We start from the raw sequence: 19,403 nt of genomic DNA, 5'->3' as shown, positions 1-19,403 counted from the left end.
TCCTGGTTGCGATACTTTCTAAGATTCTGAGATGATGATACGATTTAAAAGAAAATACAAAGAATTTATTGTAATTAACGTTTAATAACAAGGGATTGGTACTGTGACCTATATAATATTTGCTCGGTGGTTCGGATTGGTATCAGTTATACTTTCTTTAGGCATTCTGTTTAATCTGGAAGATGCCAGGGATATGGCCAGACACATGGTTAAATCCGACTCGGGCTACATCATGGGCGGAGTTCTTCCCACTATCTTTGGTGGATTGTCCTTAATGTTCGTCAACAGCTTTGAGCTGGGATGGACCTTAATCATCACCTTAATTGGAAGCAGTATGCTCCTTATTGGGATTTTCAGGGTGATTTTTGTCAGGCAATGGAAGGCGCTTCTGTCACAATACATTGAAGAGATACCTTTTTTGTTCAGCTTATTTGGTCTGATGTTCGGTGTGATCCTTCTCTATGTTGGTTTTATTGCGAATTCATTTAGATAGTAGAGCTCTTTTGATTGCGAGGTGGCTTAGCTCATGAATGAAAAAAATGTCCTGGCCGCACAGGTGCTGACTTACACCGGGATTATACCTTTTATATTCTTCGGAATGGCGCTTGCCCTCCACGTGGGCGGTTTCGATTATCGTTTGGCTTTATTCGCCTACGGAGCCGTCATCATCTCATTTCTTTGCGGAATCCATTGGGCGGTGTTCCTGTTTTTTTCGCAGAAGTGTACTCGCAATCTGCTGTTTCACAGCAACGCCATAAGCCTGCTGGGGTGGTTATCCGTGCTGCCCGTCATGACTTATTTAACGTTCGCCATTCAAATCGCATGTTTTATTTATCTGCTGATTCTTGACAGGGATCTTTATCGCAGCAAGGTTATTCCATTATGGTTTTTCCGCTTGCGTGTTAACGCGACGACAGCTGTTGCTTTGGTACTTTTGCTAACGGCGTGCTTCTCATGACAGTTCATTGAGTCATGTGTTAACTAATCGGCACGTTGATTTTCATTCATTCACTTCAGCTGTCAATGATTCAAAACATCCCGCCTTCACTTTATCCCGATATAAATCGCTACGTGATCAGTACCACTATAGTCTTCAAAATCGCTGATAAAATTACGCTGATATTCCGTACTGGCCTCAAAAAATTCCCACACTCGTTTCCACGTTTCAATCACTGTGGCAGGCATTGGGCCTGTGCCTTGAAAAACAAGATACTGTCCCGCCTGGATACTCACGGTGCCTGATTCTGCCTGTACGTCGCAGGCTTCCGTGCCGACAGTAACCGTGTAATAGCCAGTCGCATCTGAGTCGTAGCTTGAATAAACACCATAAACATTAGAATTTATATTGGGCTGACTGGCATAAAACTGATGCCAAAGGCCGGGTAATTTTGCTGTGTTTTCATTAAATTCATCCTTATTTTGAGTCCTTACACTAAACCCAGTCACCGTAAAGCCATCTACTTGACTTAATGCGGGTGATACAGACATATCAGTTACTCCTTCTCATTGTTAATGGACAGGCACAAACGGCAGTAATCGTTCCTCTGTCAAAATCGCGCCCATCATAACGAAGAAAATTAAAGATTACATCCTGACCCGCGATCTAAAAAACTGCCGGCCAGAACGTTCGGTATGCGTGAATCCATACCATAGATATCATGCCGGATTATAGTTTATATAAATCCTTAATCAGCAAACGAATATTTTCCCGCGCAGCCCCTTCATTTGCCAGCTTGACCCGCGTTACACCTACAACTGCGTCGTTCATTGTTGCGGTGTGTGACGAACTGATGGTTTTACTGTATATCGTATTATGCGTTAACGAATCGTTTAGTTTGTAATGGATGAGAAGGGTTGATTTGAAATCCAGACCGATAAGCGGGCGTTCGAAACGAACTATATTCGCGCTTAATGTATATCTTGCCTCAGGTTTTGCTGTAAACAGGCTCGCACTCTGCAGTGATTTTTCCAGCGCCGCCTTGAAGCTTTCATCGCTTATTTCCGGTACCAGAAGAGGATTTACGCAATGACCACCACGAACTTCCGATACCTTAATATGATTGATCAGACTTTTATTGGCCGGCTTGTCTGTTGTGTTATAGGTGTAAGTCATAGGCTCAACAGAGGCGTTGATTCCACAAGCCGTCAGACTGAGGCAGCTTAAGGAAACAATAAGGCAGGAGCCGATTTTTTTTAACATTGATATTCTCCATGATTTTTATAGTTGGACTGTCGTACAGGATGTTCCGTTATACGATATTTTTCCTGCAGCGGCATTTTACCGATAATCAAAGCGAATACAAGGACCCACCGTTACATTTGTCTTAAGCGGCGCATTGGTGTTAATGCGCCGGATGATGGGAGTACGGATCAGCAAGAGCTTGAAGCGTAGCTGCAGGATGGTTCGGATCCATCCGCATGCGGAGCCAGTTTATGCTCTACCTGCGGCAGGAGTTCCCAGATGGTATGTAATTCAGCGGCAATTTCTCTCAAAATTCGAGCGGTTTCAAATTGACTGCTGTTGAGTGCATCATGGAACGTGACGCAGGGAATCGTTATGCCGTGCTTTTCCTGTAACAGGCCGGTCATGATATGCTGCCTTGCGGCGGCATGTGCCACAGAGTTCTCTGAAATATAGAAGAGCGCTTTTGAATCGGGTGATGGACGGTGGTTCTTTAAAAAGGCATGCAGCATTTCCCAGGTTTTTGCCGGAATGTATCGACCGCCTTCTATCGCTCCTGGTACCAATACCATCTGCAGTCGGATACGATCACTATCAATCTGCTCTTTCAATAAATGATGTATCAAATGCCCAATATGTGGCCATGTGTTGTCCATAGGGTCGCGTTTCTCCATCTCCGCTGCAATGGCGTATTCCACTGAGTATATTTCACCGCCAGGGGCGCAGGGAAACTCTGTCAATGCCAATCCGCATTGTTCATTCACTTCGGCAAGAATTCTGGCACGCAGAAGTCTGAGATCACAAAACCAGTCGGGCTTGAAGCTTTTATCGTCAAATATTGCCTGAATGCATTGAGTAATGCGTCCCTTCAGTTCGCTGTCCTCTGTAAACCAGCCAGCCAGAATTTCTGCTGTGGGTTTTTCTGTTTTGCTGAGTCCGCGCGGATTGCTGTAATAATAAATTGTTACGAGCTGTGTCTGCGCGGCAACAATACTGGCCAGCGTTTTTATCCTTGGTATTAAGGCGAGTGCCGTTGCGGCGTGCAAAAAGATCTCTGTGACAGGACCATCGCTTTCCAGATAATCACGTTGATCACAAAAACCCAGTTTTTTGACCAGCTGCTGAACAGCAAGTGGCACCTCTCTGCGATCGTCCAGTTCGTAAAAATTCGTGCTTCCAGTGACATAACTGAATTTCGGCGATTTCACCAAAAACTGCAGCTGAGTGATAGCAACCAGACACGTAAACAAATCTTTATCGGACATGGGAAAAACGTCGTCACGGTGCAATACACTGTTAATGACATCTGGCGACTGCCATATCTTACCTGCGCACCGGCTTTGCCATTCCTGCGGAATAAGGGGTGAGTGCGCTTTCAGCATGCTAAGCCAACGATTTTCCTGAGCTGTTGGCGACTCTTTTTGCAGCAGTTCAACCAGGTTATCAAAGCTGTTACTGCCTTTTTCATCTTCCATTAAGAGTGATTGCGCTAATCCCTCTTTTTTTTTGTCAGAATATCCCAACCGGTGTAATACTTCATAGATTGTGCTCATAAAACCTCTCCAATTTTTAAAGAGAGGCAGCATAGCCCTATAAAAAAAAACGAATCAGCTTACCCGGTCAGGTGGTTTTGGCAAAACATGATGATGCCGACATTTGGGCCTGCAATTGCTCAGCCAGTTCGTCCAGCTTCGGCAATTGGGAATCTTTAGCGCCGGCTGGATTGGCCTGTAAGGCCTCTGCCCTGCGCAATGCTTCGTCCAGAAAGCTTTGAGACAGGCTTTGATCGGGTTCTATTTCCGCTTTGGCCTGCAAGGCAAGAATGGCTTCCATGCGGGAAATGAAATAGATATTGTGGCTGATAAAGCTCTCCCGCCCGGGAGTGCTTTCATTCTCAAGCACTCGCGCAATCGCTGCTTCGGCATGCTTCAGACAAAAATCCGGATCTTTCTCGCCCGGTTTTAAACGAGTGAACTCAGCCAGGTTGTTGTGTGCCTGAATAATATGAAAGTCGAAACCACAGCGACAGGCCTCCTCCATCTGGGCTGAAATCATTTGCAGCGCTTCGTCATGACGCCCCAACTGGCTAATCGTTATCCAGACTGGATTCATAAAAGTAATGATTCTTTCCGGGTAATAATGAGGATCGCGAAAGCGCCTGCCCTGCTCCCTCAAAGTCAGGTGTCGGGCCAGATCAAGGGCCAGCGTCAGCAAGGGCAGCCGCTCCTCTGGTGTGGAGCCTGCCTGATATCGTCTGAATTTACCCAGATAGTGCATCAGCATGGCAATACTGGACAGCAGCCTTGATTCCTGTTGAAAAAGAATATCTCGACAGGGATTGCTGATTAATGAGTCCAGTTCCGGTAAACAACGTCTGGCAAGAGTATACGCCGCTTCAATCCAGTCAATGATGAGCTGTCGTTTGCCTGGCTCTATCGCGGTATTGTCAACTGTCTGCTGATCAAGATGGTTGGCATGCAGGGTCAGGCTGTCTATGACCGCCAGCTGATCGTCTCTATCAAAGCTCAAACGGCCATTGTGTATATCCGCGACCATGTCATTCAGGATGTCGCGTTTTGCCTGACTCACCCCTGCGCGCAGATTATTGTATTTTAGTCCAGGCGAAACCAGGGGCTCCAGCAGCAGTACCAGCTGATTCATCAACTCGCCAGCGACCGACATGGCATAAATCGATGAAGGATTATGAAAGTCGAAATACAGTTTATGCAGCAAAAACATGCCGGCCGGCAATCGAGTCACCGGCTGACTTTCCAGGCCCAGATTGTGCAAAACAGGCAGCAGTTCGTCGGGATTGGCCCGGCATGAAAAACTCAGATCGGCGAGCGGCCTTTCATTCCAGCGAATGATACAGGTGATGGAGATCATTTGCTTTTTTTGCCTCCCCCGCTCGACCATAGATGGTACGACTGATTTATGCCTTTTCGGTATTGAAGCGCTCTTCAATCCCTTTGCCTGAAAAAATCCATGAAGACTGGTAACGTGTTCGGCAGGAGCGGTAAAACTTACGGCATAGCGCCTTGAGCTGCGAATATCTTCTTCGTGAGCGTTACGAATCAGGTATTCAAACAAAGGTTTTTGTTCTGATTGTTGTGTTTGCCAGGCATCTGGAATCGAAAGGCTGCTGGCTGTTTTCTGAGTAACACCCAGAATCCGACAAAGTAAGCCTCGCTGGTCCGGGATTTTTTCAAGGGTATAAAAAGGGGTGAAATCCCTGACATGTGCCGGAAAATGCTTTAACGGATCATGGGCTCTGCTCCAGTAATTATATAACGCCAATTGTGCTTTCTGTGTCGCCTGTAACAGTTCAACGTGCCCCGTTCCCGCCTCGCGTCCAAAGGCATAAATCAAATTATCAAAATAAAGGTTCCAGCAATACATCATTCTCAGTAAAGGCCAGCGCTGCAGATTTGGAATACGCGACACCACAGAGAGGTAGGGCATTTTTTTATTCGTCGTGTACAGCTGAGCCCAGACAGGCAGGCGTCTGGGAGCGGCTGCCGTTTGTGCGAACAGTAAATGCTGGCGCGCCAGGGCCAACACCGGTCTGGACTGTTGATTGCGGACTCGTCTCAGCAGATGGTCGAAGAGCCGGTTTATTTGCTCCTGAGGCGCGCTCTCCTCGATACTTTGATAACGAATCTGTTTCAACTGTTCTCCATAGTATTTGCCATTGAGGGTTTTAATGACAAAACTGGACAGCTCTCCCAGCATTTCGGCATGCTTCTGACGCGGCAAAAGCTGGTATACCATCGGCGGCAGCCCGTCGAGGATTTGCAGGCTTCTGATAGTATGGCCGTTATCCAGCAACACCTCGGCAACGTCTCTGGCAATCGTGGCGCCGTAGGAAAAGCCCAGCAAATGGAAGGGCCCTGCCGGTTGAATCGTCAGGATGGTCTGTACATAACGCTCGGCTGATTCGCGCAGGGTTCTGGGAAGTAAGGCCTCGTCATAGATGGCCGGATCCGATAAACCATACACATTGTATTTGTGCATTTTTTTAAACATCAAGACCATATTTTTATAGGTAATGTATCCCTCGCCTAATAAGGGCGGCAGGAAAAAACAGTTCGGGAGTCCGTCTTCTATTTCTGTTAACTCTTTATACAAGGCCGAGGCAGTGCGGCCATCTTCGTCGGAAAACAAGGCCTGATGTATGTTGTGCAGGTTGACAGCCGGCAGCATCAGTAGTTTGCGATAACTGAAACCAGGACTTATTTCCTGCTGAATGGTGTTGCAAAGCGTCATCAGTGAAAAGGAGTCACCCCCGGAAAAAATAAACTCCTGCCTGTTATTGAGAGGCTTAACGCCGAGAACGCGTTCCCATATAGCCTGTAAACGCCGCATCATCGGGTCGGCACCGGTATGGTCGAAAGCCGCCTCATTAAAAAACAGCTCACTGTCGGCGTCTACTCGCCTTATCAGCGCCTGTCTGTCTATTTTATCACTCGGAACCAATACGGGTAAGGACGGAATTTTGATACAGACCGGGATTTCTTCCGCTCGTAACCGTTGCCTCAGCCAATCAATAAAATGCCATTTGTCGATGGGTTCCTGCTCAAGCAGATAAGCAACAGGCTTTAGCTGCCCACGCCAGTTTTTGATAAGCACACAAACCTGAAACAGCTCGCGTCCCATTTCCAGATTGTATTGTTTAAAGCATTCTTCTATTGCATGCGCTTCAACCTTTACTCCGGCAACCTTGCAATGTGCCTCAGCGTTTATTCGTCCTTTGAAAATCAGGAACCGACCATCGGCACTCAGGGAAAAGCGGTTTTCAGTATTGAATACGCGCGTTTCCCTGCCATTAATCATCAGGGTGGGAAAGTTTTTTGCGCTGCGTTCATCGTCATTTATATAACCAGGTGAGAGAAACGGGGATTCGATATACAGGCATTCGTCAATAAGATGGAAGCGGATAAACTCGCTGTTGGGCAGGCCAATGGGGACGATTTGCTGGCCATTTTCATCACAGATATCGAGGTTATTCATCAAACAGATACTCATGCCCAGTGTTGCTTCGGTAGGGCCGTAGCAGTTCCATAGTGAAACATCGTGTTTTTCACATACTTGTTTCAGCCTTAGTGAGCAGGCATCGCCTGTAACCAGCAGGTGTTTCAGGCCGGCCCGGGCCAGACGTTCAATCACGCGATCCAGCGTCGGAATGGTCAGTTGAGAGGCGATAAGAATCAGGAACGTGCTGCGATGTTGTTCACAGGCTCGAATAATAGCCTCTAAATCCCTGCGTTGCTCCTGAGAAAGCATCACCAGCGTTCCTCCACCGGCAAATGCTCTGACATACTCTGAAATTCTGGCGTCGTAAGCCGGGCTTCGGGTGCACAGAACACGATAAGGTGCCCGTAATGGAAAGCAGTCTTTTTCTATTTTTGCCCATTCATATAAGCCTGCCGACAAAACCGGGATCCATTTTTTGCTGGCGCTGGTGCCTGAAGAGGCAACGATATAGCTGGGAATTAATGGATCTCGAACGATGGCCGGAAGCGCCGAACAACCTGCGCCGGTTACGTCCGGTGGAGAAAGCGCCCCCTGCTGCAGCAGGATGACATTATTTTTCACACAATCATGCCATATTCCCGTATAATCCATAAACAACAGCTTTATGTCGGGTAAATGCTTCAACTGTTCGCCGGGTATCGCTGTGTCAAGGGGAACAACGGTAGCATTGAGCCTGTCAAGCGCAAGATGAAAAAACACATGCAAATCTTCATTCTGGACCAGCAGGGCGATGCGGTCTCCAGGTCTGATGTCGAGGCTCAATAGATAATACGTCCAGCGCTCCACCAGATCATTCGCCTCCTGCCAGGTCATACGGACCCCGTTGCTGAGGATAAACCCTGTGTCGTCAGGACGAACGACAACATTACTGTAAAACATGGAATACATAATTCTTTTGGACTCACCGGGCAAATATGTCAAATATTATACACCGTGATCGCATTGCGACAAATAAAGAAAATTTTTACTCTACCCCTGTCGATATTCAGGAGACGATATGAGCCTTTCTTCTGCCCTGTTACAGGCTGATTTTTTGGCCTTAACTGACGAGTATTGTATCGATATGCCGCTGATGGATCTGCTGAGCGTGTTTGAAAAAGGGCCTGTCTGTATATCCATCAAGGATCAGAACGGTTTATATCGTCATGCCAACAAAAATTTTTCCCGGTTAATGGGACATCTTTCAGGCAAGACCATTTTGGGCAGGAAAGACGCAGAGCTGACCAACAACCGGCAGCTGCTAAAAACCATACGCCGTCACGATGAGCAACTGTTTGACGAGGCAAAATCCTTCCAGGTTAATGAAATACTTCACCCCCTGGCAACACCAGCGTATCAGCGGGAAGTCAAAGGTACGTTATATCCTGTTTTTACCAAAAACAGAGAAACGCATTGTGCCATTTTAGGTGTTTTTCAACCTGTTAACAAACTGCTGTATCTGTCCGTCGATGTTATCACCCACCTCTCTCTTCCTTCTATTCAATCACTGCTGATTAATAAAAGCTATGCAGTCACATTCAACAACCTATCATTTTCCTTGAGTCGTCAGGAAATTATGGTTATTACGGGTATGGTTAAGGGCATGAATGCTCAGGAGATCGCGGCCGCCCTGGCTTTGCAGCAGACAACGGTTGAAGGCTACTCACAAAATATCAAAAACAAGCTGGGTGTCAGCCGTAAAAGCGAAATCATAGCAGCCGCTCTGGAAGGGCGCCTGCTGGAAGAGATTCTGATTTGACATCGATTGTAAAAAAAGCCTATACAAATACGTCACTTAAAATGGCCTGAGAAGGCACACCGGCAAGAAAAATATGCTTTTTCAGTTTATCAGTTGTGTCCTTGGGGCCGCAGACATAAACGCGGGTGTCTTTCGGGTGGTTTAAATGCCGTAATGCCCGCTTTTCTATACTGGCCTCCGGATACCCCCCAGGGCTTTGCAGTACGCAGGGATCATATACAAAAGACGGAAACAGCATCGCCAGCGTTTTAAGCTCTTCTGCGTAGTAAATATCTTCATCTGAAAGGCCTCCATGAACCAGGGTAATGCTCCCCAGATGCCCCTGACTCAGCGCACTCTTAATAATTGCAACGAGTGGCGCAAGCCCTGTTCCTGTTCCCGCCAGTAACATGTCAAACGCCAATTGCTCCGGGTTGTGGTAAAAGCAACGACCAAAGGGGCCTCTTAATGTTACGCTGGTATGTCTGGCGGCCTTGTTCACCAGCCATTGCCCCATGCTTCCGCCGGGATAAATCTTGACGTGTAACTCAATAAATCCTTCCAGCCGGGGAATGTTGGCTATGGAATAACTGCGTATCACGCCTTCTGGATTAATCAGACTAAGGTATTGACCGGGAACCCAATGCTCCAGATTCTCCGCATGAAGTGTCAGCTGCATCACATTGTAATTAAGCGGCTTCACGTTGATTATTTGCGCGCGTACCTCGCATTCAGCACTGTCAGGGGCCGTCAGTTGAATGGCGTCCTCAGGCCTTGCCAGACAGGCCAGGAAATAACCCTGTGCTTTCAGCGTTTCGGGCAACCCTTCCTGCCACGAAGGATTAACATCCCCTTCCCTGGCCTTAATCAGGCAGGATTGACAAATACCGGCCTGACAGGAGTTTGGATAATCAACCTCATGACGAAGCAGGCACTGCAGCACGCTTTCCTGAGGCTCCAGGGTGTAGAGCTGATTTTCAAATGCCAGGGTACTCATGTGCGCCCCAGAACATCGTTTCGAACACTGTCGGCAATGGCAGCGACACGCTCAATATCTTCTGCCGCAACCCCCAGCTCAGCCAGCGTTACGCCAAGATGCTCAATAACAATGTCTACGTGCATATCATTTAACCCGCGTCTGACCAGATGAGCATGCCCTTCGCGCATGTTTTTCCCGCTGTATTGATTAGGCCCGCCAAACACCATGGTCAAAAATCCTTTTTGCTTCAGTATTTGCTGCTCCATATCCACATCATCAAAAAAATGACTGACCCGCTCATCCATCAGCATTTTGCGATAGAACACATCAACCGCGGTATTGACGGCGTCCTGCCCTCCCAAACGCTTAAATAATGACTCTGACATAGTGATCCCCTTAAAGATGTATTTGCAATACATCTTATAAAAAGAAATAATCACCGTCAATAACCCATCAGGAATTCATAATGCAACTGACACAATTTACCGACTATTCGTTGCGGGCTCTGATTTATATCTCACTGCAAAAGGGATCCTGCACGATCAAGGACATTACTGCAGCCTACGACATATCGAACAATCACCTGGTTAAAATCATTCATAATCTGGCCAGACTTGGGCTGATAAAAACCATTCGAGGAAAAAACGGAGGAATTTTAATGGCGGCACAGCCTGAAACCATTAATCTGGGGCAGCTGATTGTTCAGCTGGAGCCTCATTTTGATTTGGTACCCTGCTTTAATAAGGAAAAGGCTAACTGCTGCATTGCGCCTGTATGTCGGTTAAAAGGGGTGCTACATGAAGCTCAGGCTGCTTTTATGAGGGTTTTAGAGCGTTATACGCTGGCGGATGTGCTGCATAACAAGCCTGATCTATCCACGTTATTGAACATCAAACCGCCGGAGAAGTAAGGCTTTATCAGGAAGACTGGGCCAGGAGCACAGAACAGCGTTCAGAATGAGAGCGTGGTTGTGCCTGGGGTCTTTTGATGCGTAAAACAAAGTAACAGGAGCCTGCTCGGCCATGTCCAGAATGCGCTCTATCAGGTCGCCTTTATGGCTTAATTCTGCAATATAGCGCTCAATAAACTCGTGCCAGTGCCGGTCAATATCCTCGTGAAACCATTGTCTTAAGGCTGTACTCGGGGTGATCTCTTTCAGCCACAGATCAAAAGCCAGAGCATCTTTTTTAATGCCTCGAGGCCATAGCCTATCGACCAGAATCCACGTCCCCTCTTTCACTGCTGGTGGCGTATAGACCCGGCAAATGGCTATCCTGTTTTGATTATCTGCGTTCATGGCCAATCATGCATCCTCAGGCTGTTCCGTGGTCATTGGGTAAATCAATTTTAATTTTAGTGCCAAAAGCCAGGCGTAAGGCATTAAGAATGGCAAGAATATCAATCACTTCCTGCAAAATGGCTCCCATAACCGGGCCTATGTAACCTGCTGCCGCAAACCCCATTCCAATAAGACTCAACACCATGCCTCCCAGCGCGCTCTGTGCCGCAATGGTTCGGGTACTGATGCTCAAATGAAGCAGCTCATCCACTTTGCTTAATGTATTTTCCATAATAACCGCGCCTGCGGCTTCCGCCGTCACACTGCTGTGTTGCCCAAAGGCAATACCAACCGTCGCAGCCGTTAAGGCCGGAGCATCATTGATACCATCCCCCATAAACACCGTCGGAGCTTTTTTTCTTTCATTGCGTACAATGGCCAGCTTTTGCTCGGGGCTTTGTGATGCGTATACCTCGGTAAACGGAACCAGCTGGGCGAGGTAATTAACTTCTGATTCCCTGTCTCCTGAAACCAGCATGATTTTTTCAAACTGATGTGCCGGAATCAGATGACCGATAAATGATTTGCTTTCTGCCCGTGGCGCATCATGAAAATGCAGCGTGGCCGCATATTGCCCGTCTAATAAAATAATGCATTCCAGGCCCGGAGAAACAGCTGGGAGTAAGGGCTGACATTCTGGCGCCTTCTCTAACAGCTTTTTTCGACTTGTAACGGCTACTGTCCGCTGATTAATAATGCCAGTCAGGCCCTGCCCTGGCTTTTCTGATACGTCCGTCGATTCCAGTAAATCAATATGCCGCTCCTGCGTTGCCTTAATGACGGCGCTGGCCAGAGGATGCTTTGAGTAGCGCTCAAGACTGCCAACATATTGCAGTATCTGATCCTGCGTATGATTTGGGGCCGCAAACACGTCGGTCAGGGTCGGCTGTCCATAGGTCAGGGTACCTGTTTTATCAAAAACAGCGGTTTTACAGGTGGGTAATTGTTCCAGTACAACCGGATCTTTTATAATGATGGCCTGTTTTGCAGCCCGCGAAATAGCACTGATAATCGTAATGGGAATGGCGATTAATAAAGGGCACGGTGTTGCGATAACCAGCACCGATAGAAAACGGATGGCATCATTTGTAAAATACCAGGTGGCCGCGGCAAACAGCAGTGCCAGAGGCGCAAAAACAGCGCCAACCTGATCGCCCAGACGACGAATCGATGGGCGTTTTTGCTCCGCTTCTTCCAGTACCTGTACAATAATCGCATACCTTGAATCCACTGGCAGCCGGGTTGCCCGAATAGTAAGTACTGACTCGCCATTGATAGCTCCCGACAAAACAGAGGCACCGGGTGCCTTGGATATTCGATAAGGCTCCCCGGTAAGATACGACTCATCCATGGAGCCATTCCCCTCAATCACGGTGCCATCAACAGGACAGGTTTCGTGAGGATAAATAACAATTTCATCATCAATAAGAATGTCAGTGAGAGGAATATCTTCAATGTCACGCCCAGTCTTTCGATGAGCAACCGTCGGCATTCGTTTTACCAAAGCCAGTAAAACAGAAGACGCTTTATGTCGCGCATAACGCTCCAGTGTCTGCCCACTGGCCAACATGAGAATAATCAAGGACGCCGCTAAATACTGTTGCAGGACAACCCCTGTCACCAGCGCAATGGCAGCAAGAGAGTCTGCGCCAAAGTTTCCTCTCAACAGCTTCAGGAAAATCTGTAAAAACAGGGGGATGCCACCGATGACAATTAAAAACAACAAAGGAGCATTAGCGTGGGTTGTATGCAAGGCGCTTAAAATAAGATGGATACCAATAGCGATAAGTGAAAGAAAGGCAATAAACGATTGCCATCGGGACTGTAAAAAATTTATCAGTCGTTCACTTTTCATTCCGTATCCGGGCATAATTTTGCAGAGTCTAAATACGCAGGTATTTCACATGTCCAGTGAAAGCGCTGTTCTATTTTGGTTTTGAGTGCCTGTGCGGCCTCTGCTTCACCATGCGTGATAAACACTTTGCGGGGCGCTTTTTTCAGATGCGCCAGCCAGTCAAGCATTTCAATAGAATCGACATGTGCTGAAATCGTTTCCATCTGAGCCACTTCCGAACGCACGGGAATCATTTGCCCAAACATCTTTATTTCCCGCTCACCGCGAAGCATTCTGTCGCCACGGGTGCCACCGACCTGAAAACCACTGAATAAGATCGTATTAGCGGGGTTGGGAGCAAAATGACGGATATGGTGAATGACGCGGCCTCCAGTCGCCATGCCGCTTGCTGAAATAATAATGGCAGGAAATTTCTGGTGATCCAGAGCCATGGATTCATCAACTGAATTAATATAATGGGCTGTTTCGCATACCGCTTTATTTTGTTCCGGTGTCAATCGATTTTGTTCAGCATAACGGGCAAAGATTTGTGTAGCATTAGTCGCCATTGGGCTGTCAACAAACACAGGGATATCGGGAATTTCTTTTTTTATCTTTAACTCATGCAGATAATAAAGTAATGACTGCGTTCGCCCCACCGCAAAGGAAGGAATGATAACGGAGCCACCACGCTTTACTGTGCGGTTAATGATGGCCTTCATTTGAATCAGAGGATCCGTATTATCGTGTATGCGATTACCATAGGTAGACTCAATGACCAGATAGTCAGACGATGGGGGTTCTTTTGGGGCAAACATCAGGGGATCACTGGGTCGCCCCAGATCCCCTGAAAATAATATGGATGTATCCCCCTGCTCCAGACGAATAAAGGATGCACCAAGAATATGACCACCGTAGTAAAACGTGGCAGACAGACTGTCAGCAATGGGGATACGCTCTTCAAAGGGAACGACCTGAAAAAAACGCAGGGACTCTTCCGCATCCTGCCGGGTATAGAGTGGTAAGGCCGGATGATGTTTAGAATAACCCTTTCTATTGGCGTAACGGGCATCCTCTTCATGCAGATGACCACTGTCAGGCAATAAAATGCTGCACAAATCCCTGGTGGCAGCTGTACACAGGATTTTTCCACGAAAACCATTTTTTACCAGTAAGGGAATATAACCACTGTGATCGATATGGGCATGGGTCAATAGTATGTAATCAATTTTACCAGGGTCGATTGGCAGACTGGCCCAGTTTCGCAATCGCAACTCTTTGTATCCCTGAAAAAGACCACAATCGACCAGGATATTCAGTTTATTGGCCTGTATGAGGTATTTCGAACCTGTGACGGTTTGCACAGCACCTAGAAACTGAATTCTCATAATGACTCGGATAAAAGGATGATATAGTCATTATAGATTTGTTTTTTGGGTTTTAATAAACATTATTCTACCTTTAGCCTGTCAACGAAAATCAATGGACAATGATTTCTTCATGATGGGGAGGGGGGGCACTGACAATGCCATTAAAAAATAAACGCTATGATTTTGACGTATTCCCCCCTTTTTTGAAGGCCTGCTTCCAGAAGGCATTATGCTTGAAGCCTTGCTGCGTAAATATAAAATAGATAGAAATGACTGTTTTTCTCAATTGGTATTGGTTGGCCAGGATGTTGTGGGTGCTGTAACGATTGAGGAAAAATGAAGACATGCATTTAAAAAATTTTTCTCTGATTACTCAGGATGGGAAAGTTTCCATGTCACCTGCCTATGATTTATTAAACTCAACTATTGCCCAAAAAAATACAAAGGAAGAAATTGCGCTGCCTCTGAATGGGAAAAAAAATAATTTAACCCAACATGATTTTCTTAACTATTTTGCCAAAGAAAAACTAGAACTCGCTCCTAAGGTAATCGATGGCATCATTGAAGAGTTTCATCAAAGCATACCCGAATGGCGAAAACTGATTGGGTTGAGCTTTTTATCGCAACACATGCAGGAAAAATACCTCCAGTTGCTGGAACAACGCTGCTCACGATTGCATTTTTTTTGATTAGGGCGTAGGTAACAATTAATTTGAGGCAATTCGAGGTCCAGGAACATATTGACGGTTTAATAATTTCTTAATCTATTTAATGTACAATGTGGCTAACCCTCTTAACCATAAGGCTTAGTTCACTACCATGGCAAACAATAATCCGCATTACCTGGATCACCGCGCCCACAGCTCCTCTGAACCTGTGCGTCTGTTTCTGTTCGACAGAGATTCCACCCTGGTTCCTGGCGATGGTCATAATTTACCAGAAAATCAGCTCCTGAACGAAGAGCAAATGACCCCAATGCTTCGTGCGATTATATCGAATGGTCACCCGTGGGGTATTATTTCCACGGGCAATATCGATGGCGCGGAAAGCAATGCCCATACTGCCATCAGGAATGCCGGCATTGATTATTCAGCAAATCCGCCCGTCAATCCCAGTATTTCCAAGGGTGTAGAGGGCGTGTTGAATCAGATTCCCGGCTTACCGGACGAAAGATCTGCCCGTGTACGGTTTCAGCTGCACACGCTGGGCATTACGACTTTCGCTGACAAGCCTCTGGAACAGTGCTCGGAACAAGAGATTGATGACTGCATGAGCGTAATCCAGTACGGCTTATACGACCATGACGTCACCAGTGGCCAATCTGTTTTGAGTTTAACGGACACAAGGGGCAAATTTGTCGGTCAGATTGAAATCAATCCAGAAGCCCGGTTTCAGATTCAATTAGGGCAGACAACTCTGACTATTCGTGTATTGCCATTTCTGCAAACAAATGCATTACTGAGAGAAGGGGATAACAAATTTTTTCAGGCACTGATGGCCGTCGATTCTTTACAGCTTGAGATGGAGTTGACTGAAGGCATTCAAGGACTCGGCGTAGTTGGTATCGAAGCGCCTGAATATTATCGTAAAGTCGCCCCTGCAAATGTCACCATGCTGGATGATAAGCTGGGTGTAGTTTATTTGATGCAGGCGGCAGGATTCATGGCTATTCTCGCTGACACGCCCGAAAAGAGGCATAAAAACAGGTCAGAGAACACATACCTTCCTATACTGCATGATCGCCTCAACACATTGGGACTGAAGATGCCAGTCAATGGCAACCGTGATCGCCTTGAGTACGACCACGATTCTCAAATCCAACAGAGACCAGGCATCTATGCATCTTTCCTGAACAACAATATATTTAAGATGATGGGGGGATTCCTGGGTTTTGTCTGCATTGGGGTTCTTACACTGGGTTTGATCTCCATGTTCCCCCCGGCTGGTCTGGGTCTGGCGGCTGTCATCGGCATCGGGGTGTCTGTTGCCATTGTCGGCAGCCTGGCTGGCGCAGGGATAGGCTGGATTTTCGACAATAAGCGCAAAGAGCACAGGTCTGTTGGTGCTGCGCGCCATCAAGATATTGATGACAGCTCACCTGCACCTTTATACGGCTCCTCTGCGTTGAAGCGTCAGTCATATCAACCGGTCAGCCAAAGGGTGGGTCAGGCATCCGTCTCAAATGATTATCAGCCAGACCGCCGATCTGCACCGGGTTCGAGTGTCAATCCTGATTCGGCTTCGGCTGCGGCAATAGATGGCGAAGGCGAATCCACTCAGTTTGGTTTTAAGTGAAACTGACAAGCGATTTCATCAAAATGGAATTATCCTGTCGTCCCCGCCCAGGCGGGGACTTCCAATCAGCCTTAAGTTTGCCTGACACGCTAAAGTGATAATGTGATATCATGGCTCCTTTTAAATTTCAGGCCTGACGATCACCATGGATACCCTGCAACGCTTTATGTTTGAACATGCCAGCATTCGCGGCGAAATTGCTCATTTAGGCGATACCTACACCAGTATTCTGAACCAGCACCCCTACCCTGACATGATCAGACAATTACTGGGCGAGGCGCTTGTGTCTTGTCTGCTGCTGACCGGCAGCATCAAATTTGAAGGGGATCTCAGCCTGCAGTTTCAGGGGGACAGTCGCCTGCCCCTGCTCCTGGTTCAATGTGATCACCAGCTGCATATGCGCGCCTTTGCCAAATATCAGGAGAATCTGAGCACCGAAGAATATGCTCAGGCGTTCTTGCAGGGGCAGATGGTTCTGACCATCAGTCAGGATAAACAAACGCAGACCTATCAAAGTATCGTACCCATTCAGAGTACCGCCATGAGCGAAAATCTGATGCATTATTTTGCCCAGTCAGAACAGATACCAACGCATGTCTGTCTGGCAGTTGATGAGAAACAGGCAGCCGGCCTCCTGCTGCAGCTGATGCCGGGTCAGAATATTGTGGAGCGCGAGAATTTCTGGGAATACGCTTTGATGATCGGTCAGACCCTGAAGCCTGAAGAACTGCTGACACTGGACAACGCCGTGCTGCTGCACCGCCTGTATCATGAGACCGAAATACGCCTCTATGACGCACGCTCCGTACGTTTTCAATGCCGCTGCAGCGTCAGTAAAATGAAACAGGTTTTAACCATTCTTGGCGAAAAAGACGCCAAAGAATTGTTAAATGAGACAGGGCATGTCGACGTAAGCTGCGATTTCTGCAACCGGCATTACCAGTTTGACGCCATTGACATCGCCCTGCTGTTCCCCAACTCACTGGGTGCGGGTTGAGGGGCAGCAGGCGGTTATAGACGCGACATCCTGAGGCCCGGCCACACCACGCATGGCCTGAAGAATCGCCTGCATGTTTAAAAACTGCGCGCTTAACTGGAAGTACAACTCACCCTGCTGCTTTTCCTGTAATTCACCCACGGTCAGGTACGCAGACTGCCCCATATCGGAAAAATAGCTGAGATTCAGTTGGCGCCGTTCGGCGATGCCAGGAAACAGGCCGCAGAACAACAGGCTTTTGTCTCCTACATCGCGCAGCAGATCAACCTGGCGTTGACCACTGACGTTCATGGAGTGGAGGAAGTCAAGGGCAATAACGGATTCCATCAATTTGGAACCCTGCGCAAAGCGCATCAGCAGAAAAACGAGATAGCTTTCCGTACTCTCATTGAGAACCAGGCGCGTTGTGGCCTGAGCCTCGTTAACCAGAGCGTACCATTGACTGGTTTCGGTGGGATGCAAAATCAACCTGTTCATGCGTATGACCCCTTTTGTTACCTCTCACTTTTAGTTTAGCAAACAACATGCCAAATGCCGCAAAATTTGTCACAGCTGATCAAAAAACACCACGCGTTGAGAAACATCCGGGCTGGGCTTAGCCATGGGTATCACAAAGCAGTTAACCAGCGCGCGCCAGAAATCACGGTAAAGATGGGCTTGCAGACTATGTTCATCGCTGATGGGAAAACAGGGACCGTGATTGCATTCCAGCAGCCACACGCGGCCCTGCTCGTCGACGATAAAATCAACACCAAACAGCGCCAGAGCATCGGGCTGATTTGGGTCAAACGCCGCAGGATAACGTGCCCGCAATCCAGCGATGAGCTGGGTGAGCATGTTTTTTATCTGAGCATACAAGGGCGGAAAAAACTCGAAGCGTTCCGAGGGGATCTGAATGGTATTGGGCGCGTCTGCGTACAAATGCTCATTACTCACATGCGAGCGGATATCCTCGTAATTATCGCCGGCGAAAGGATGCCGGGCGACATTAAAATAGCCTTTGGGATACAGCCAGGCACCGGCTTTGTGGCTCAGGATCATAAACAGGCGAATGCTGTATTTGCGATGATCACGCAGCAAATGTGGTCTTGCAATATACTGTTGCAGCACCTGCTCTCCGCCCATGCGCTGTGAAGAGGAAAAATGCGCCTCCAGTTCATTCAGGTCATGGAATAAATGGATGTGCTGCCCATTGTTGAGCATGGATGGTTTCAGAATCCAGCGAAAACGATCCAGATGTGGAAGAGAAGCGGCAATTCTGCCGAGTACCTGCGGCCAATTATGGTCATTAATGCGAAAGGTCAGCGGCATAAGTTCCGGGTTCTGCGCGGCAATCAACTCAGCAAGAAGGTGTTTGTATTCCAGACAGAGCGCAGCCTGTTCATGAAAATCGAGTTGCGCGATGGAAAAATCTGCTGGTGAGGGTCCAGGCAGCCAGCCGGCTTCCTGTAAATAACGGGCAAGATTATATTGCGTTGGGGAATTTTGTTCCGGTAGATAATAAAATAGTTGTTGTCTCGCCGACATGTTGCTTCACTCAGAACAATAACCCGTCATCTACAGGATAACGGGTTTAGAGTTAAATTAAAATCCTGAGCAGGGTGGGCAAAGGAGCGCAGCGATATGCTCACTCTACCCTGGGATTTAATATTGATA

19 protein-coding genes are annotated in these 19,403 nt (G+C 47.4%); 8 read left to right on the top strand and 11 right to left on the bottom strand.

Going from position 1 to position 19,403, the window contains the following annotated elements:
- Nucleotides 1–103 precede the first annotated feature (103 nt).
- Complete coding sequence (locus tag ACQUTA_RS06705) at nucleotides 104–493, top strand: hypothetical protein (protein WP_444987452.1); 390 nt, start codon at nucleotides 104–106, stop codon at nucleotides 491–493.
- 33 nt (nucleotides 494–526) lie between these two features.
- Nucleotides 527–958, top strand: a complete 432-nt coding sequence (locus ACQUTA_RS06700; protein ID WP_444987451.1) for a DUF3429 domain-containing protein — start codon at nucleotides 527–529, stop codon at nucleotides 956–958.
- 86 nt (nucleotides 959–1,044) lie between these two features.
- On the opposite strand, the gene ACQUTA_RS06695 is transcribed toward ACQUTA_RS06700, so the two are convergent.
- From ACQUTA_RS06695 to ACQUTA_RS06680, 4 genes are all read right to left on the bottom strand, one after another.
- Nucleotides 1,045–1,488, bottom strand: coding sequence for a GyrI-like domain-containing protein (locus tag ACQUTA_RS06695; protein WP_444987450.1), 444 nt, complete (start codon nucleotides 1,486–1,488; stop codon nucleotides 1,045–1,047).
- A gap of 178 nt (nucleotides 1,489–1,666) precedes the next feature.
- Complete coding sequence (locus ACQUTA_RS06690) at nucleotides 1,667–2,200, bottom strand: hypothetical protein (protein WP_444987449.1); 534 nt, start codon at nucleotides 2,198–2,200, stop codon at nucleotides 1,667–1,669.
- 170 nt (nucleotides 2,201–2,370) lie between these two features.
- The gene (locus ACQUTA_RS06685; protein WP_444987448.1) at nucleotides 2,371–3,735 is read right to left on the bottom strand and encodes a hypothetical protein; all 1,365 of its coding nucleotides are present in this window, start codon (nucleotides 3,733–3,735) and stop codon (nucleotides 2,371–2,373) included.
- A gap of 67 nt (nucleotides 3,736–3,802) precedes the next feature.
- Nucleotides 3,803–8,095: an AMP-binding protein gene (locus tag ACQUTA_RS06680; RefSeq protein WP_444987447.1), complete on the bottom strand. Its 4,293-nt coding sequence runs from the start codon at nucleotides 8,093–8,095 to the stop codon at nucleotides 3,803–3,805.
- 118 nt (nucleotides 8,096–8,213) lie between these two features.
- Here ACQUTA_RS06680 and ACQUTA_RS06675 point away from each other — a divergent pair, with 118 nt between their 5' ends.
- Nucleotides 8,214–8,954: a LuxR C-terminal-related transcriptional regulator gene (locus tag ACQUTA_RS06675; protein ID WP_444987446.1), complete on the top strand. Its 741-nt coding sequence runs from the start codon at nucleotides 8,214–8,216 to the stop codon at nucleotides 8,952–8,954.
- A 19-nt stretch (nucleotides 8,955–8,973) separates the two neighbouring features.
- Here ACQUTA_RS06675 and ACQUTA_RS06670 read toward each other — a convergent pair whose 3' ends face one another.
- Nucleotides 8,974–9,930: an FAD-binding oxidoreductase gene (locus ACQUTA_RS06670; protein ID WP_444987445.1), complete on the bottom strand. Its 957-nt coding sequence runs from the start codon at nucleotides 9,928–9,930 to the stop codon at nucleotides 8,974–8,976.
- Nucleotides 9,927–10,298: a group I truncated hemoglobin gene (locus ACQUTA_RS06665; protein WP_444987444.1), complete on the bottom strand. Its 372-nt coding sequence runs from the start codon at nucleotides 10,296–10,298 to the stop codon at nucleotides 9,927–9,929. The genes ACQUTA_RS06670 and ACQUTA_RS06665 overlap by 4 nt, the downstream gene beginning before the upstream one ends.
- 80 nt (nucleotides 10,299–10,378) lie before the next feature.
- Between ACQUTA_RS06665 and ACQUTA_RS06660 the strand changes: the two genes are divergently transcribed.
- Nucleotides 10,379–10,822 (top strand): Rrf2 family transcriptional regulator, encoded by a 444-nt coding sequence (locus ACQUTA_RS06660; RefSeq protein WP_444987443.1) that lies wholly within the window; start codon nucleotides 10,379–10,381, stop codon nucleotides 10,820–10,822.
- On the opposite strand, the gene ACQUTA_RS06655 is transcribed toward ACQUTA_RS06660, so the two are convergent.
- The 3 genes from ACQUTA_RS06655 to ACQUTA_RS06645 are packed head-to-tail and all read right to left on the bottom strand — an operon-like array spanning nucleotide 10,793 to nucleotide 14,473.
- Complete coding sequence (locus ACQUTA_RS06655) at nucleotides 10,793–11,209, bottom strand: DUF488 domain-containing protein (protein WP_444987442.1); 417 nt, start codon at nucleotides 11,207–11,209, stop codon at nucleotides 10,793–10,795. The two genes, ACQUTA_RS06660 and ACQUTA_RS06655, sit on opposite strands and share 30 nt — an antisense overlap.
- Nucleotides 11,210–11,225: 16 nt before the next feature.
- Complete coding sequence (locus ACQUTA_RS06650) at nucleotides 11,226–13,106, bottom strand: heavy metal translocating P-type ATPase (protein WP_444987441.1); 1,881 nt, start codon at nucleotides 13,104–13,106, stop codon at nucleotides 11,226–11,228.
- Nucleotides 13,103–14,473 carry an MBL fold metallo-hydrolase gene (locus ACQUTA_RS06645; RefSeq protein ID WP_444987440.1) on the bottom strand — a complete coding sequence of 457 codons (1,371 nt, stop codon included), beginning with the start codon at nucleotides 14,471–14,473 and terminating at the stop codon, nucleotides 13,103–13,105. The genes ACQUTA_RS06650 and ACQUTA_RS06645 overlap by 4 nt, the downstream gene beginning before the upstream one ends.
- 211 nt (nucleotides 14,474–14,684) lie before the next feature.
- Between ACQUTA_RS06645 and ACQUTA_RS06640 the strand changes: the two genes are divergently transcribed.
- From ACQUTA_RS06640 to hslO, 4 genes are all read left to right on the top strand, one after another.
- Nucleotides 14,685–14,795, top strand: coding sequence for a hypothetical protein (locus ACQUTA_RS06640; protein ID WP_444987439.1), 111 nt, complete (start codon nucleotides 14,685–14,687; stop codon nucleotides 14,793–14,795).
- A gap of 4 nt (nucleotides 14,796–14,799) precedes the next feature.
- Nucleotides 14,800–15,144, top strand: a complete 345-nt coding sequence (locus ACQUTA_RS06635; RefSeq protein ID WP_444987438.1) for a HipA domain-containing protein — start codon at nucleotides 14,800–14,802, stop codon at nucleotides 15,142–15,144.
- 130 nt (nucleotides 15,145–15,274) lie between these two features.
- Complete coding sequence (locus ACQUTA_RS06630; RefSeq protein ID WP_444987437.1) at nucleotides 15,275–16,750, top strand: hypothetical protein; 1,476 nt, start codon at nucleotides 15,275–15,277, stop codon at nucleotides 16,748–16,750.
- Nucleotides 16,751–16,895: 145 nt separating this feature from the next.
- A complete protein-coding gene (gene hslO, locus ACQUTA_RS06625) occupies nucleotides 16,896–17,747 on the top strand; it encodes an Hsp33 family molecular chaperone HslO (protein ID WP_444987436.1) in 852 nt (283 codons plus the stop codon).
- Here hslO and ACQUTA_RS06620 read toward each other — a convergent pair.
- Entirely contained in the window at nucleotides 17,730–18,224 is a 495-nt protein-coding gene (locus ACQUTA_RS06620) for a hypothetical protein (RefSeq protein WP_444987435.1), read from the bottom strand. The two genes, hslO and ACQUTA_RS06620, sit on opposite strands and share 18 nt — an antisense overlap.
- A 69-nt stretch (nucleotides 18,225–18,293) precedes the next feature.
- On the bottom strand, nucleotides 18,294–19,274 hold the full coding sequence (locus ACQUTA_RS06615) for a YheC/YheD family protein (RefSeq protein ID WP_444987434.1): 981 nt from the start codon (nucleotides 19,272–19,274) through the stop codon (nucleotides 18,294–18,296).
- Between the last annotated feature and the right edge of the window lie 129 nt (nucleotides 19,275–19,403).

This window comes from Legionella navarrensis (assembly GCF_052527415.1).
This window is presented reverse-complemented; position numbering and strand designations above follow the sequence as displayed.

What these genes read in the sequence shown, in the direction of transcription:
- ACQUTA_RS06700 (WP_444987451.1), top strand. Translation starts at nt 527, where the DNA reads ATGAATGAAAAAAATGTCCTGGCCGCACAGGTGCTGACTTACACCGGG.
- ACQUTA_RS06695 (WP_444987450.1), bottom strand. Translation starts at nt 1,488, where the DNA reads ATGTCTGTATCACCCGCATTAAGTCAAGTAGATGGCTTTACGGTGACT.
- ACQUTA_RS06690 (WP_444987449.1), bottom strand. Translation starts at nt 2,200, where the DNA reads ATGTTAAAAAAAATCGGCTCCTGCCTTATTGTTTCCTTAAGCTGCCTC.
- ACQUTA_RS06685 (WP_444987448.1), bottom strand. Translation starts at nt 3,735, where the DNA reads ATGAGCACAATCTATGAAGTATTACACCGGTTGGGATATTCTGACAAA.
- ACQUTA_RS06680 (WP_444987447.1), bottom strand. Translation starts at nt 8,095, where the DNA reads ATGTTTTACAGTAATGTTGTCGTTCGTCCTGACGACACAGGGTTTATC.
- ACQUTA_RS06675 (WP_444987446.1), top strand. Translation starts at nt 8,214, where the DNA reads ATGAGCCTTTCTTCTGCCCTGTTACAGGCTGATTTTTTGGCCTTAACT.
- ACQUTA_RS06670 (WP_444987445.1), bottom strand. Translation starts at nt 9,930, where the DNA reads ATGAGTACCCTGGCATTTGAAAATCAGCTCTACACCCTGGAGCCTCAG.
- ACQUTA_RS06665 (WP_444987444.1), bottom strand. Translation starts at nt 10,298, where the DNA reads ATGTCAGAGTCATTATTTAAGCGTTTGGGAGGGCAGGACGCCGTCAAT.
- ACQUTA_RS06660 (WP_444987443.1), top strand. Translation starts at nt 10,379, where the DNA reads ATGCAACTGACACAATTTACCGACTATTCGTTGCGGGCTCTGATTTAT.
- ACQUTA_RS06655 (WP_444987442.1), bottom strand. Translation starts at nt 11,209, where the DNA reads ATGAACGCAGATAATCAAAACAGGATAGCCATTTGCCGGGTCTATACG.
- ACQUTA_RS06650 (WP_444987441.1), bottom strand. Translation starts at nt 13,106, where the DNA reads ATGAAAAGTGAACGACTGATAAATTTTTTACAGTCCCGATGGCAATCG.
- ACQUTA_RS06645 (WP_444987440.1), bottom strand. Translation starts at nt 14,473, where the DNA reads ATGAGAATTCAGTTTCTAGGTGCTGTGCAAACCGTCACAGGTTCGAAA.
- ACQUTA_RS06640 (WP_444987439.1), top strand. Translation starts at nt 14,685, where the DNA reads ATGCTTGAAGCCTTGCTGCGTAAATATAAAATAGATAGAAATGACTGT.
- ACQUTA_RS06635 (WP_444987438.1), top strand. Translation starts at nt 14,800, where the DNA reads ATGCATTTAAAAAATTTTTCTCTGATTACTCAGGATGGGAAAGTTTCC.
- ACQUTA_RS06630 (WP_444987437.1), top strand. Translation starts at nt 15,275, where the DNA reads ATGGCAAACAATAATCCGCATTACCTGGATCACCGCGCCCACAGCTCC.
- hslO (WP_444987436.1), top strand. Translation starts at nt 16,896, where the DNA reads ATGGATACCCTGCAACGCTTTATGTTTGAACATGCCAGCATTCGCGGC.
- ACQUTA_RS06620 (WP_444987435.1), bottom strand. Translation starts at nt 18,224, where the DNA reads ATGAACAGGTTGATTTTGCATCCCACCGAAACCAGTCAATGGTACGCT.
- ACQUTA_RS06615 (WP_444987434.1), bottom strand. Translation starts at nt 19,274, where the DNA reads ATGTCGGCGAGACAACAACTATTTTATTATCTACCGGAACAAAATTCC.